General features: G+C 46.9%; 14 protein-coding genes and 4 tRNA genes. 16 read left to right on the forward strand and 2 right to left on the reverse strand.

The features are described 5' to 3' along the window. Window positions 1-104 precede the first annotated feature (104 nt). Complete coding sequence (locus ABWW58_RS08275) at window positions 105-722, reverse strand: rhomboid family intramembrane serine protease (protein WP_353868661.1); 618 nt, start codon at window positions 720-722, stop codon at window positions 105-107. A gap of 277 nt (window positions 723-999) precedes the next feature. On the opposite strand from ABWW58_RS08275, the gene acpS reads away from it, so the two are divergent. Genes acpS through ABWW58_RS08290 form a run of 3 tightly spaced genes read left to right on the forward strand, consistent with a single transcriptional unit; the run spans window position 1,000 to window position 3,991 of the window. Further along, the gene (acpS, locus tag ABWW58_RS08280; protein WP_353868662.1) at window positions 1,000-1,362 is read left to right on the forward strand and encodes a holo-ACP synthase; all 363 of its coding nucleotides are present in this window, start codon (window positions 1,000-1,002) and stop codon (window positions 1,360-1,362) included. A 55-nt stretch (window positions 1,363-1,417) separates the two neighbouring features. Further along, complete coding sequence (locus tag ABWW58_RS08285) at window positions 1,418-2,932, forward strand: NAD(P)H-hydrate dehydratase (protein ID WP_353868663.1); 1,515 nt, start codon at window positions 1,418-1,420, stop codon at window positions 2,930-2,932. Window positions 2,933-2,983: 51 nt separating this feature from the next. Next, window positions 2,984-3,991: a LolA family protein gene (locus ABWW58_RS08290; protein WP_093674771.1), complete on the forward strand. Its 1,008-nt coding sequence runs from the start codon at window positions 2,984-2,986 to the stop codon at window positions 3,989-3,991. A gap of 67 nt (window positions 3,992-4,058) precedes the next feature. On the opposite strand, the gene ABWW58_RS08295 is transcribed toward ABWW58_RS08290, so the two are convergent. Further along, window positions 4,059-4,241, reverse strand: a complete 183-nt coding sequence (locus tag ABWW58_RS08295; RefSeq protein ID WP_353868664.1) for a hypothetical protein — start codon at window positions 4,239-4,241, stop codon at window positions 4,059-4,061. Between the two features lie 320 nt (window positions 4,242-4,561). Here ABWW58_RS08295 and alr point away from each other — a divergent pair, with 320 nt between their 5' ends. The 13 genes from alr (at window position 4,562) to ABWW58_RS08360 (ending at window position 13,342) form a co-directional block, all read left to right on the forward strand. Next, the gene (alr, locus tag ABWW58_RS08300) at window positions 4,562-5,752 is read left to right on the forward strand and encodes an alanine racemase (protein ID WP_353868665.1); all 1,191 of its coding nucleotides are present in this window, start codon (window positions 4,562-4,564) and stop codon (window positions 5,750-5,752) included. Window positions 5,753-5,910: 158 nt separating this feature from the next. Beyond that, window positions 5,911-6,189 (forward strand): CopG family ribbon-helix-helix protein, encoded by a 279-nt coding sequence (locus ABWW58_RS08305; RefSeq protein WP_093674774.1) that lies wholly within the window; start codon window positions 5,911-5,913, stop codon window positions 6,187-6,189. 3 nt (window positions 6,190-6,192) lie between these two features. Continuing rightward, window positions 6,193-6,543 (forward strand): type II toxin-antitoxin system PemK/MazF family toxin, encoded by a 351-nt coding sequence (locus ABWW58_RS08310; protein WP_093674775.1) that lies wholly within the window; start codon window positions 6,193-6,195, stop codon window positions 6,541-6,543. Window positions 6,544-6,912: 369 nt separating this feature from the next. Further along, window positions 6,913-7,917 (forward strand): PP2C family protein-serine/threonine phosphatase, encoded by a 1,005-nt coding sequence (locus ABWW58_RS08315; RefSeq protein ID WP_353868692.1) that lies wholly within the window; start codon window positions 6,913-6,915, stop codon window positions 7,915-7,917. A 62-nt stretch (window positions 7,918-7,979) separates the two neighbouring features. After that, window positions 7,980-8,318, forward strand: coding sequence for an STAS domain-containing protein (locus tag ABWW58_RS08320; protein WP_177184850.1), 339 nt, complete (start codon window positions 7,980-7,982; stop codon window positions 8,316-8,318). Further along, the gene (gene rsbW / locus ABWW58_RS08325; protein ID WP_353868666.1) at window positions 8,311-8,790 is read left to right on the forward strand and encodes an anti-sigma B factor RsbW; all 480 of its coding nucleotides are present in this window, start codon (window positions 8,311-8,313) and stop codon (window positions 8,788-8,790) included. Before ABWW58_RS08320 ends, rsbW begins: the two co-directional genes overlap by 8 nt. Beyond that, window positions 8,762-9,550 carry an RNA polymerase sigma factor SigB gene (sigB, locus tag ABWW58_RS08330; RefSeq protein ID WP_353868667.1) on the forward strand — a complete coding sequence of 263 codons (789 nt, stop codon included), beginning with the start codon at window positions 8,762-8,764 and terminating at the stop codon, window positions 9,548-9,550. Before rsbW ends, sigB begins: the two co-directional genes overlap by 29 nt. A gap of 508 nt (window positions 9,551-10,058) precedes the next feature. After that, complete coding sequence (locus ABWW58_RS08335; RefSeq protein WP_353868668.1) at window positions 10,059-12,227, forward strand: Tex family protein; 2,169 nt, start codon at window positions 10,059-10,061, stop codon at window positions 12,225-12,227. A 21-nt stretch (window positions 12,228-12,248) separates the two neighbouring features. Then, window positions 12,249-12,725: a SprT family protein gene (locus tag ABWW58_RS08340; protein ID WP_353868669.1), complete on the forward strand. Its 477-nt coding sequence runs from the start codon at window positions 12,249-12,251 to the stop codon at window positions 12,723-12,725. Between the two features lie 150 nt (window positions 12,726-12,875). Beyond that, window positions 12,876-12,950 (forward strand) — tRNA-Asn (locus ABWW58_RS08345). A 1-nt stretch (window position 12,951) separates the two neighbouring features. Then, a tRNA-Ser gene (locus ABWW58_RS08350) sits at window positions 12,952-13,043 on the forward strand. Window positions 13,044-13,049: 6 nt separating this feature from the next. Beyond that, a tRNA-Glu gene (locus ABWW58_RS08355) sits at window positions 13,050-13,124 on the forward strand. 146 nt (window positions 13,125-13,270) lie between these two features. Beyond that, a tRNA-Gln gene (locus ABWW58_RS08360) sits at window positions 13,271-13,342 on the forward strand. Window positions 13,343-13,344: the final 2 nt, after the last annotated feature.

The raw sequence follows: 13,344 nt of genomic DNA on the forward strand, positions 1-13,344 counted from the left end.
AAGCCTTAGTTGCGACGGCCATGGACGGCCTAGTGCCCGGTGAGCCGCAGGACGCGGGGTTTTTTCGGACCACTTACACTCGTTTCCTTGAATCTTTAATTTTTTTATACTTTCTTATTTGTGTAAAAAAGCAGAGGAGCAAGTACTAATCCTGAAAGAAAACCGATCAAATGTCCCATTACATCAATGTCTGCGCCAATAAATGAACTGATCAGGTTGACGAGGACGATGACAAAAATAATCGTTTGATCTTGTCGCGAGATACGCTCCCTTTGAAAAATAACGAGATAAATGAAAATACCAAGCAAGCCGAAAATGGCGCCGCTCGCTCCATAGTGCCGGAACCCTGCCGGTTCAAGGAAAAGAGCGGCAATGTTCGCGATCACGCCTGTTGCCAAAAAGACTGTCGCGAAACGTGTTTTTCCCAGCATCATTTCAAGCGCGGGACCAAAGATAAAGAGAGAGAACGCGTTGAATAAGATATGCGAGAATGTTATATGCAAGAAAATCGGTGTGACCAACTGCCACCACGCACCATTGTTCAGGATCGCATCATTCGAGCCTGCAGCGAAATCAAACACGTGATACGCGAACTCCGGCGCAAGCTGCCATGTCCCTGTTACGACAAACATTAGGTAGACCAACAGATTGATGGCAAGGATGGTCGCGGTGACCGGATAAAGCTTTAAAAAGAGTTTGAACGGTTCATTTCGTATAAACAAAGCAGTATGGTACCCCCTTGAGGAATGATCTTGTACTAAGTATAGGGTAAAATAAACGTCAGTGGTAGTAATAAAGCGCTCCCTGTAATGATGTGAATCGTCAAGCGGCACTCCGGTAACATCTTATCCTTTGAGAAGCAGGTTTACACATAGCTTTGTCACGGGAAGATATAGCATAGATTTCGTTAAAAGTTGGTACACGATGAAAAGGTTAAATCTGAAAAAAAACAAAGAAACAATTGACCGTTATTAAGAAGAGGCGAGGCGGGCGTAACGAATGATTAAAGGAATCGGTGTTGATCTCATTGAACTGGAACGAATAGCAAAACAGATTCATCATCCCCCGTTTATCAACCGCGTCTTAACACAGAGTGAACGCGAACAGTTTGAGACACTGGGCGATAAGCGTAAAGTGGAATATTTGGCAGGACACTTTTCGGTGAAAGAAGCCTATGCGAAAGCTCGAGGTACCGGAATTGGACAGACTGTATCTTTTCAGGATCTAACGATTAGCTACGATTTGTTTGGGAAACCACTGCTTAAAGACCGTACATCGACAGATGAGACGATCCATGTGTCGATTACGCACACGGAGCATTCGGCAGCGGCATTTGTGATTATTGAAAGCTTGTCATGCTAGTCTGCATATTAACCAACCTTGTCTCATATAGTTTACTACGCTGGGAGGGACTATTGTGCACGTTGTATCACGTGAAGAAATGCGGAACATTGATCAGTACACCATAGCGCATATCGGGCTGGGAGGACCGGTGCTTATGGAGAACGCGGGTCGAGCCGTCTATGCGGCGCTCGAACCGGATTTGAAAGCAGGAGAACAAGTTACTGTCGTAATTGGCAAAGGGAACAATGGCGGAGATGGATTTGTCATTGCGCGCTTGCTGCTCGACAGTGAGGTTTGCGTGAGTACATGGCTGGTGGCCGATCCGGAGAAAATTACCGGAGATGCTGCTTACCATATGAAGGCGTATCTCGCGAGCGGCGGCAAGATCATGCAGGTAAAAGATGATCAAGAGAGCTTTCGAAGACACTTAGAACAGGCAGAACTGATTGTGGACGCCTTGCTTGGGACCGGTGTTCATGGGGCGCCTTATCCCGAATATAGTGAGGTCATTAGTCAGATCAATCAGTCGAAGGCGGAAGTGGTATCTGTCGACATTCCAAGCGGTATTCCTGCCAGCGGCGAATCCTTTACCCATCCAGCGGTAATCGCCGACCGGACACTGACTCTGGAATGTCCAAAGTTGGCTCAGTTCGTCGAGCACGCCGCGCGCTGCTTCGGTACCGTTCGCGTGCTTCCGATCGGTATCCCAAGGTTGGCATATAGGAAAGCTGGTGTCCGGCGCGAATTACGAACGAGGGCGGATGTTGTTCGTACGTTACCGGTACGTGATCCTTTTTCGCATAAAGGCTCACATGGAAAAGGATTATTGATTGCCGGCGCAACCGAGATGCCGGGCGCTGCTTTTTTCTCAGCTAAGGCGGCGCTGCGCTCAGGAATCGGTCTGTTAAAGGTCAGTGTGCCTGACTCGATCCGACCAATCGTCGCGGGACGTCTGCCTGAGACGATGTTTCTGTCACGAGACACCATTAGCCTTGAAGGATTGACCGGAGTTGCCATTGGTCCCGGTCTTGGACGTGTGCATCACGTGGGCCTGCTCGTTCGGCGTATTGTGGAAGAAAGCGGTGCGATGCCTTGCGTCATTGACGCGGACGGACTTTTTCATCTGAAAAATCATCTGGATCTGCTTCGGAGGCGCAATGTCCCCGCTGTGCTGTCGCCGCATTCCGGCGAGATGGCGTTTTTAATGGGTATGTCTGTAAAAGATATCGAAAGCGATCGATTCACGATCTCAAAAATGTTTGCAGAAAAGTATCATGTGTATCTTGTATTAAAAGGCAAGTATACGTTGGTGACTGCGCCCGACGGTCGACAGGTGGTCAATTCAACGGGCAACGCGGCACTTGCCAAAGGCGGTTCCGGGGATGTTCTGACCGGCATCTTGCTTGCGTTTCTCCTGCAGCACAAGCAGATGATGGATGCCGCGTGCAACGCGGTCTATCTGCATGGCGCCGTCGCGGACGCGCTTGTCCGTCATACACATTCTTTGCTCGACGTATTAGCGACTGATGTTATTGACGCGATTCCTCCTGTTCTGCACAGCCTTTACGGCGATATAGGTAGCCGGTAGGTAAGTTGTCCCTCCTTTGTCACCGAATAGAGGCAAAGGGGTTGGAGATACATGAAAAAGTGGTCGGCATTATGTCTTGGCGCGTTTCTAATTATGGCACTATTAAGCGGATGCGGCACCAAGTCGGAAAAAGATGTTATCAATGATTTGAATAAGCGCTATGAGAACATTAACAGCTATACGACCGACGCGGTCATGACTTTTCAGCATAATGGTAAGAAACAAATCTATCAGGTCAACATTTCATATAAGAAGCCAAACTTTTACAAAGTGGCACTCAGTGACGGAAAGAAAGAAAACAAACAGATGATTTTGAAGAATAAAGAGGGCGTCTTTGTTCTGACTCCCGAATTGAATAAGAGTTATCGCTTTGACAGTGACTGGCCGAATAACCGAAGCCAAGCATATCTCTATCATTCGCTGGCGAAGGATATTCTGAATGACCCGAATCCGGGATTCACGGCAAAAGATAATCATTACGTTTTTAAAACCAAAACCAACTACAATACGACACAGCTCGCAAACCAAAGCATTTCTCTTAAAAAAGATCTGACACCGGAAAATGTGCAGATCAAGGATAAGGATCAAAATGTCGTGGTCTCGGTGAAATTCAAAACCTTTAAGGTTAATCCGTCGATTGCGGACAAGACTTTTGATGTGAAGCAGAATATGACGGCAGCCCGCATTTCAAAAAGTCAGACAACTGCTGCTGAGAATAAAACGTCGCTTAAACTTTTGTACCCGACAGCAGTTATTTCGGGAACGAAACTTGCGACGGTGAAACCGGAATCCACTCAGATTGGTGACCGTTATGTTCTGAAATACGCTGGCAAGAAACCATTCACGCTCATTGAAACGAAGAGCCAGACCGCCTTATCCAGCGTGCCTACACTTGCGACAGGAAATCCTGAGAATCTCGGCTTTGCTATCGGTTCTATTGGCAATAAATCACTTTCTTGGTCTCATAATGGAACAGACTATTATCTTGCTTCGGACAAATTGACTCAGAACGAGTTGATGACCATCGCGCAGTCTGTCAATGGAACCTTAACTAAATAGACACGAAGTGCCGGCGTCCCGTTCCTTGCGATCGGGCGCTCTTTTTTTTGAAGGGAAAAAAAGATAATCAATTTGGCCCTGCAGATACTGGGCTAAGCGGCATTTTATCAATTTGTCCGTTCGAGACACGAAACCGCGAGCCAAGGGAGACCCCGCAGATAATTGTCTGTTTGAGGAGGCTTCCGGATCGCCTGCGGCAAGCGAGCAGCTGAAGTGTCAATTCAAGTACAAGGTTGATTTGGAGTCGCATCTTGTAACGCATATCCTGCGACTCACCGAACTAGAACGTCAATGACCATCATCTTTGCTATAGACGTGGAGAAATCAAGGTGTACCGTTATTCGACAGCACAGCCTAGGAACAGAAAGAATTTTTTACATGGAAACGATCTTCCGTTTTCTTTTAAGAAGTGATTAAATAGAAAGGGAAAACCGTGTCGAATGAAAGGGATTACGCGAGTCAAACTCATGAACCCCAATTCGGGCAACAAGAAGAAATGAATAGCAACGTTCTTCGTCCGATAATAAGGCAACGGTAACTTCTCTAAAAGATTGGAAGGTCGAGGGAACAATGGAAGCTACTTCTTTTTATAGAGAGACATGGGCGGATATTGATTTGGATGCAGTGACAAGCAATGTGCGGAATATGAAAGAACGTATTCCTGAAGACGTGGCGCTAATGGCCGTCGTCAAAGCGAACGGTTATGGACACGGTGCTTTGCAGGTCGCGCATGCGGCTTTGGAAAGCGGGGCGGAATGGCTCGCGGTCGCCTTGTTTGATGAGGCGCTCGCGCTTCGCAAGCAAGGAATTGAAGCACCGATTTTAGTGTTGTCCCCAATCCCTCCTCAGCATGCAGGACTTGCGGCTAAAGAACACATTACTCTGACCGTATCCGACCAGGAATGGGTGAGACAGGCACGAAACGTTTACAAAGAAGAAGAACCGGTATTTCTGCATGTATCCTGCGACACGGGCATGGGCAGGATCGGTGTTCGAAATAAAGAAGAAGCCGCAGCGCTCGTGCGCGAGGCTGGTCTTGATCAGCGTTTTGTGATCGAAGGCATGTTTACACATTTTGCGACTGCTGATCAGGAAGATGAAGCTTATTTTAATGAACAGTACACGCGTTTTGAAATGATGGTGGATTGGATCCGTGAACTTGGCGTGAATCCAGCCGTGATTCATTGCGGAAACAGTGCGACGACCTTGAAGTACCCTGCAGAGAAACGGCATTTATTTAACATGGTTCGCTATGGAATCGCTATGTACGGCTTGTCTCCGTCTCCGGAGATGGTGCGGCAGCTCCCTTTTCCACTCAAGACGGTATTATCGCTGCACAGTCGTTTGACCTATGTGAAAAAGATCGAGGCCGGATCATTTGTCGGGTATGGAGCAACGTACCAGGCCGCAGAGGATGAATGGATCGGTACAGTACCGGTCGGCTACGCGGATGGCTGGTTAAGGGGCCTGACAGGTACCGATGTTCTGATTGACGGACAAAGATGTCCGATTGTCGGACGGATTTGTATGGATCAGTTCATGTGCCGGCTTCCGCACGCATATCCTGAAGGGACGCAAGTAACCCTGATCGGAGAAAACGGCGGTAAGGAAATCACAGCAGACGCGCGTGCTCGGCAGCTGCAGACGATTAATTATGAAATCACCTGCACCATTCATCCTCGCGTTCCAAGAGTTTATTGGAAAAACGGGAAAAAAATAGAGATCTGCAATCCGATTCTTTCCGGCGCGGATGTAAAATGATAGGCGGAAAAACGCCATAAAATGAAAAAAATTTCACATTTAGGCATAAAAATACTCGATTTTTGGCGAAAATAGCTTTGCAAACTAATTTTGAAATGGTAACATAAATTTTAGATCAAAAAAAGATATATTCTGGCGAAAGTGGTGGGGGTGCAGGCATGTCGGAATCAAAGTTAAAAGAAATCATGCTGAGTTTGCCGCAACATTTACTGAATGAGATAGATGGAATGGCGAGTCGGGACAAGATGAACCGCAGTGAATTTCTCCATCGCGCAATCAGATTGTATCTGCGTGAGCGTAACAGAGGCTATGTCCGTGAAATTATGCGTCAGGGCTACATGGAAATGGCTAAAATCAATCTTAACATTGCTTCTGAGGCTTTTCTTGCTGAGGAGGAGGCAGAGGTCACTATGGAACGCTCCGTCAGCGGGGTGTAACGAGTGATTGTTAAGCGCGGCGACGTCTATTTTGCTGATCTTTCACCAGTCGTTGGTTCGGAACAGGGCGGTGTGCGCCCGGTTTTGATTATCCAGAACGACATTGGCAATCGCTTTAGCCCAACGGTTGTGGTGGCGGCTATCACTGCCCAAATTCAAAAAGCCAAATTGCCGACTCACGTGGAAATCGATGCGAAAAGATACGGCTTTGATCGCGACTCGGTTATCCTGCTCGAGCAGATCAGGACCATTGACAAGCAGCGGCTGACGGATAAAATCACGCATTTAGATGAAGAAATGATGAGTCGAGTCAACAAAGCGATTCAAATCAGTCTCAGTCTCATTGATTTTTGAATTGCTATAATAAAAAAATGGTACGGAACAGGTGCGCCTTCACTTTGGAGAAGGCGCACTTGTTTATTTGTGGAGAGAATCTTCGCTCGCTGAGCACTGATTTTCAATTGTTCTCATCTCAGAAATGAAGTGAAGAGGAAGCGGCATTCGACAAATCGGATACGAGCGAAATTTGTGATGAAATTTGTCATTCGTATTTTTTGCCATTGGCCGCGATACATGAAATAATTAATGATAGCGATATCTTTGAATCGAGTACTACCAAAAACGAGAAAAAACCTGGAAGTTTAGTGACGTTTATACTAATAATTTTCATAATTGAGAAAAGTGTTAATCAATGGCTACTCGAAGGGAGCGGGAATAGTGGGAATGATCGAAGATGAACCACGGCTGACTGCGTACCGGGATTTACTTGCGCGTTATGTCGCACAGGATTCAACATTTAGTGTTGAGGAAATTGAGCGACTCAGCGAATTCTTGCATGAACAGGATGTGTCTCCTGATGAACTGGTTGGGATGCATCAAGACGCATTAGAGCAGACCTTTGCAAATCCGGATCAAGCGACGCTTCAATCCCTCAATTTTTTAATGAAAATGATGTCGGGCTACAGTAATGAATACAGGGAACATCAAGCACTTAAGAATAGGCAAAAACAGTTGGACACGGAGATTGATGTTGCCGCTGAGGTGCAGAAAGCACTGATTGAAAGCGAGTTGCCAAGCTGCTCCTTTGCCGATATCGGTGCGGTCAGCGTGCCGGCGAAGAAGATGAGCGGGGACTATTACCGGATTGTTAATGACGACGGGCGCCTCGCTGTAACAATTGCCGATATAGTCGGAAAGGGCATTCCTGCGGCTATGTGTATGTCGATGATTAAGTATGCAATGGACAGCCTCCCTGAAAATAAGTCGGGAGCACCATCGGCGATTCTTTCAAGCTTGAACCGCGTCGTTGAACGCAATGTAGATCCAAGTATGTTCATCACCATGTTTTATGGTGTCTATGATCCCGCAACGCATATCTTTTCAAACGCTTCTGCGGGGCATGAACCAGGATTCTATTATTCTGCAAAAGAGAATCGCTTTATCGATCTTCAAGCAAGAGGACTATCCCTCGGACTTTCGCCGAATACGCAGTACAGCGAGTATTCCCGAAAGATTGATCCCGGCGACATGATCTTTCTCCTGACTGACGGGGTAACGGAGATCCGGAAAGATCATGATTTTATTGAACGCAAACAGGTCGTGGAACTTATTCGCGGCTCGATGCATTTGCCGGCTGCGCGTATTGTGCGGCACGTGATGTATGAACTAAAAAAGATGCAGCAATTTTCGTTTGCGGATGATTTTACATTTATTGCGATGAAATTTTAAGTTTGATGAACGAAACAAGAGGGTATTAAGCATTAAAGATGATAGGGTACAGGAGGATGGGCATGAATATATCAATTGAGCGGGAAGTGAAGGGAGACAATCTGTATCTTGTCGCTGTTGAAGGAGAAATCGACGTTTTCACAGCACCGGAGCTGAAGAAAGGCTTGCTTCCCCTGACAGAGATCCATGGAGGAAATTTGACTTTAGATTTAAATGCAACGAAATATATGGACAGCACGGCGCTTGGCGTGATTGTCGCGGCGTTAAAATCTGCATCTAAGCATCAATGCAGATTTTCCGTTACGGGAATGACACCACGAATCAAAAGACTTTTTGAGATTACCGGACTGAGTGATCTTTTGAATAGGGCACAAACAAGCGAGGGGAATGCAGATGACTGAAACGAAAGATGTGATTCGGCTTACACTACCGGCAAAACCCGAATTTGTCAGTATCGCGCGGCTTGCTAGTTCCGGAGCGGCAAGCAGGATGGGTTATTCGTTTGACGCGATTGAGGACATCAAAGTGGCGGTATCAGAGGCATGCACCAATGCGGTCAGTCATGGATATAAACAAATGGAAACCGGGCAGATCAAGATTGTCATGGAATGCGGCGAGAATGCATTGACGATTACGGTTATTCATAATGGTGAGAGCTTTGACGCCAGTCAGGCGCTCCAAAAGCTTAAGCCGATTGATCCTTATGCGGACCTTGACGAAGTAAATGAGGGAGGGCTGGGACTCTTTTTAATCAATGCGCTGATGGATCAAGTAACGATCAGCACAGAATGCGGCGTTGCTGTCCGAATGATCAAGTTTCTTAGCAGAGACGGGGTGGAACGTATTGCCAACAAAGTCTCAACAACAGAGTGAAATTCAAAGATGGATTGCTGAATTTCAGAAGAATCCTGATGATGAACAGTTGCAGACAAAGATAATTCTTCATTATGAACGGATGGTTGGTGCGCTCGCCAATAAGTTTGCGAAAAACAGTGATGTCCGCCAAGATATATGTCAGGTCGGAATGATTGGCTTGATCGCTGCAATCAAACGTTTTGATCCCTCTGTCGGCGGAAGTTTCGAATCGTTTGCCATTCCGACTATTGTTGGTGAAATAAAGCGATATATCAGGGATAAAACGTGGAGTGTCCATGTGCCGAGACGTGTTAAAGAGCTCAGCCCGAAGATTCGAAAGGCGACCGAAACACTAACGCGCCAATTGCAGCGTTCGCCCAATATAGAAGAAATTGCGGAAGCGATAGGCGAGACTGAGGAAAGTGTGCTTGAAACCATGGAAATGGCTCGGGGATACAACGCGTTATCCGTAGATTCGCGCATTGACGGCGATTCAGAAGGCGCGGCCATGACCCTGCTGGATGTAGTCGGGAAGCAGGACAGCGGCTATGAGCAAGTGCATAAAAAATTGATTTTAACTAAGGCGTTTCAGGTACTCTCGCAACGTGAGAAAGACATTTTGATGTGTACTTATTTTGAAAATTTAAGCCAGAAGGAAACAGGCGCACGACTGGGCATCTCGCAAATGCATGTATCACGGCTGCAGAGAAACGCGTTGCGCAAGCTGAGGGCCAATCTTCCTCAAAAAGATGAGATTGGCATATCCAGTCACTATTAGAAAATGTTATTCAGCAGCTCGGTACGGGACGGGCTGTTTTTATTTGTCTAGGAAATTATAGAATATCGACTTGTGGATAACTCTCCGTTAAACTATTTGTAAAACTTTAGAAGGAGCAGGACATGGCGAACCCAGACAGCGGAATTATCAAAAAGATCCTTAAAGACCATTTTGATGGATTTTGGAAAATTCATTCCAACACGTTTCCTGAATCCTATCGATAAAACATCAAGGAAACAGTTCAGCGGGAAAAAGTCCCCAGTGATATAGCTACACTAGGGACGTGATTGAATCGCGTTAGCCATTTTGTTCTCAAAGAGACCGATAAACGCATTTTATCGAACGCACAGGTGCACGCGATCAAAGAACTCATCATAACTGCCCAGATAAAGTTCCGCACCGGGCGCATCGTTTTGAAACAGGCATGTTTTCTTGTTTTTGTTATCCAAAAGGTTCGGACGTATCGATGCGTTTTCTGATATGATAAACGTGAAGGGGACGATTATAAATGGAAGAAGTCATTTTACATATAGCAAAGGAACTGAATATCGGAGCGCCGCAAGTCACGCGCACGGTTCAGCTCTTGGAAGCAGACAATACCATACCTTTTATTGCTCGCTACCGGAAAGAGATGACAGGCGGGCTTGATGAAGTTCAAATTGAGAAAATACACGAATCATATACATATAGCAAGCAATTAGATAAACGAAAAGACGAAGTGATCAATCGCATTGAGGAACAGGGCAAACTGACGGATGCCCTCAGACAGAAGATTAAACGGGCGATGATTCTGCAGGAGGTGGAGGATCTCTACCTTCCTTACCGGCAGAAACGGCGTACGCGCGCGACAATCGCAAAAGAAAAGGGGCTTGAACCCCTTGCTGATTGGCTTGCGCAGTTTCCGACGGGGTCCATCGAACATGAGGCCGAACATTATATTTCTGCAGAGTGCCAAGTGGATTCGGTGCAGACTGCCCTGCAAGGCGCACAAGATATTCTTGCAGAACGCGTAGCGGAACGAGCCGAATTACGGGCATTTGCGCGAAACCGAACCGCCGAACAAGGGACGATTCGGGTCCAAGCGAAGCATCCGGAGTTAGACGAGAAGAAAGTGTATGCAAATTATTACGCATATGAAGAACGCATACAGAAAATAGTACCTCATCGAATCTTAGCAATTAATCGCGGTGAAAAAGAGGATATTCTAAAAATTTCCATTGGTGCTCCTGAAGAAGCGATCCTTCTCTCGATTGAGCGGGCATTGAATCCTGGAAAAAAGACGACAGCAAGGGAACTTTTGAACGACTGCGCTGAGGATGCTTATCGGCGGCTAATTGCGCCTGCTGTTGAACGCGAACTAAGACAAATGCTGACTGAAAAGGCGGAACAACAGGCGATTCATATTTTCTCAGAAAACCTTCGCGGATTGCTTCTTCAATCACCGTTGAAGGAACGAACGGTGCTCGGTGTAGATCCCGCATATCGAACAGGATGCAAGCTTGCCGTTGTCGACCCGACCGGAAAGGTTCTGGACATCTCACTTATTTATCCGACACCTCCTAAATCAGATACGGACGGAGCGAGGCGGACAGTTTTGGATTTGATTGATCGCTATCATGTCGACATTGTCGCGATCGGCAATGGTACTGCCTCACGTGAGACCGAGTCGTTCATTGCTGAAACGCTGAAGCAGGTGTCCGATCGAAAACTATTTTATATGATCGTTAATGAGGCGGGCGCGAGTGTCTATTCAGCATCGAAACTTGCCCGGGAAGAGTTTCCCGACCTGCATGTTGAAGAACGAAGCGCTGTGTCCATTGCAAGGCGCCTTCAGGATCCACTTGCGGAACTCGTAAAAGTGGATCCGAAGTCCGTTGGCGTAGGCGAATATCAGCATGACGTGTCACAGCGCGCTCTTGCTAAATCGCTTCAGTTTGTTGTGGAGACAGTTGTCAATCAAGTGGGTGTTAATGTCAATACTGCCTCAACGCAACTGCTCCAATACGTGGCGGGGCTGTCTAAGACAGTGGCTGGAAACGTTGTCGCTGAACGAGAGAAACGCGGCAGATATGAGAGCCGCACCCAGCTTAAAGAGGTTCCAAGATTGGGCGCGCGTGCCTTTGAACAGGCGGCGGGATTTTTACGAATCGGCGGCGGGATGAATCCGCTGGATAATACAGCGATCCACCCGGAAAGCTATGGTGTGGCAGGTAAACTATTAAAGAAAGCCGGTTGCGGGATTGACTCGATCGGCACAAGGGCTTTAATTGACAAGCTAAAGGCTCTGGATGTCGCACAAACAGCAGTAGAGCTCTCGATAGGTGTGCCTACCTTGAGCGACGTTATTGAAGCGCTAATCCGTCCCGGCCGCGATCCTCGCGACGATCTGAAAAAACCGCTGCTGAAGACTGATGTATTAAAAATGGAAGACTTGAGACCGGGAATGCGTTTAGAAGGAACAATTCGCAACGTCGTGGACTTTGGAGCCTTTGTCGATATTGGTGTGAAACAAGATGGGTTGGTCCATCTTTCAAAACTTGCTGCACGCTTCGTCAGGCACCCGCTCGACGTTGTTCGTGTCGGAGAGATTGTGACAGTCTGGGTAGAACAAATTGATATAGAAAAGGGTAGAATTTCATTGACCATGGTAGCTCCGAAGGAAAGCAGCAAAAGTTAACAGATGTGTGGAGGTGAGGTCATGACTACTGACGAACTTCAGAAACTTGTTGAACAGGTGTCTTTGGAAAGCTTTCATCGTCCATTTTGCCATGAAGCGATTTTCAATTCGCGTCTTCGGACAACTGGAGGACGCTATCTGCTGAACTCGCATCGGCTTGAATTTAATATGCATCAGCTGCACTATTTTGGCATGGACGCATTTGTTAAGATAATTAAACATGAATTATGTCACTATCATCTGCATCTATGCGGCAAGGGATATCGCCATCGAGATTCTGATTTTCGCTTGCTGCTTGAGAAGGTCGGCGGATCACGTTTTTGTGAAGCGATCCCGAGCATGCGCGCGTGCTCGGGCATTCGCTACCGTTATCAGTGTGAGGCATGCGGGACGAGCTTCATCAGAAAAAGAAAACTGGATACGAAACGTTATGTTTGCGGCGTTTGCAGTGGTTCAATTCGTTTGATCAGCCAAACACGAATGAATCATTTTAAATAAGATTGAAAAAAAGGGTTGACGAAGATATTGACTCTGTGTTAAATTATTTAAGTCGTCAAAAGGACGAGCGATTGTGACTTTCACAATGCTGTTGACAAATGAGTCGACACAGTGTAGAATAGCATATGCTTCTGTTTTTGAGCCACTTATTCCACAGTAGCTCAGTGGTAGAGCAATCGGCTGTTAACCGATCGGTCGTAGGTTCGAATCCTACCTGTGGAGCCATGGAGAAGTACCCAAGTTGGCTGAAGGGGCTCCCCTGCTAAGGGAGTAGACGGTGTAAATCGTGCGAGGGTTCGAATCCCTCCTTCTCCGCCATTTTATGGCCCGTTCGTCAAGCGGTTAAGACACCACCCTTTCACGGTGGGTTCATGGGTTCGAATCCCGTACGGGTCACCATTAATATTTTTAATAATTATGAGGATCCGTGATGCGGCAGCTGATGCGAATTTGCCGTATAGAAGCTTTCGGTTCAAGTCCGATCGGATCCGCCATCTAGGCAAGGTATGACAAAAACAGTGTGTGCTTGCATACATAGTTGTTTTTGGCCCATGGCCAAGCGGTAAGGCAACGGCTTTTGGTGCCGTCATGCGCTGGTTCGAATCCAGCTGGGCCAGCC

The organism is Sporolactobacillus caesalpiniae (assembly GCF_040513385.1).
Classification (GTDB): Bacteria; Bacillota; Bacilli; order Bacillales; family Sporolactobacillaceae; genus Sporolactobacillus.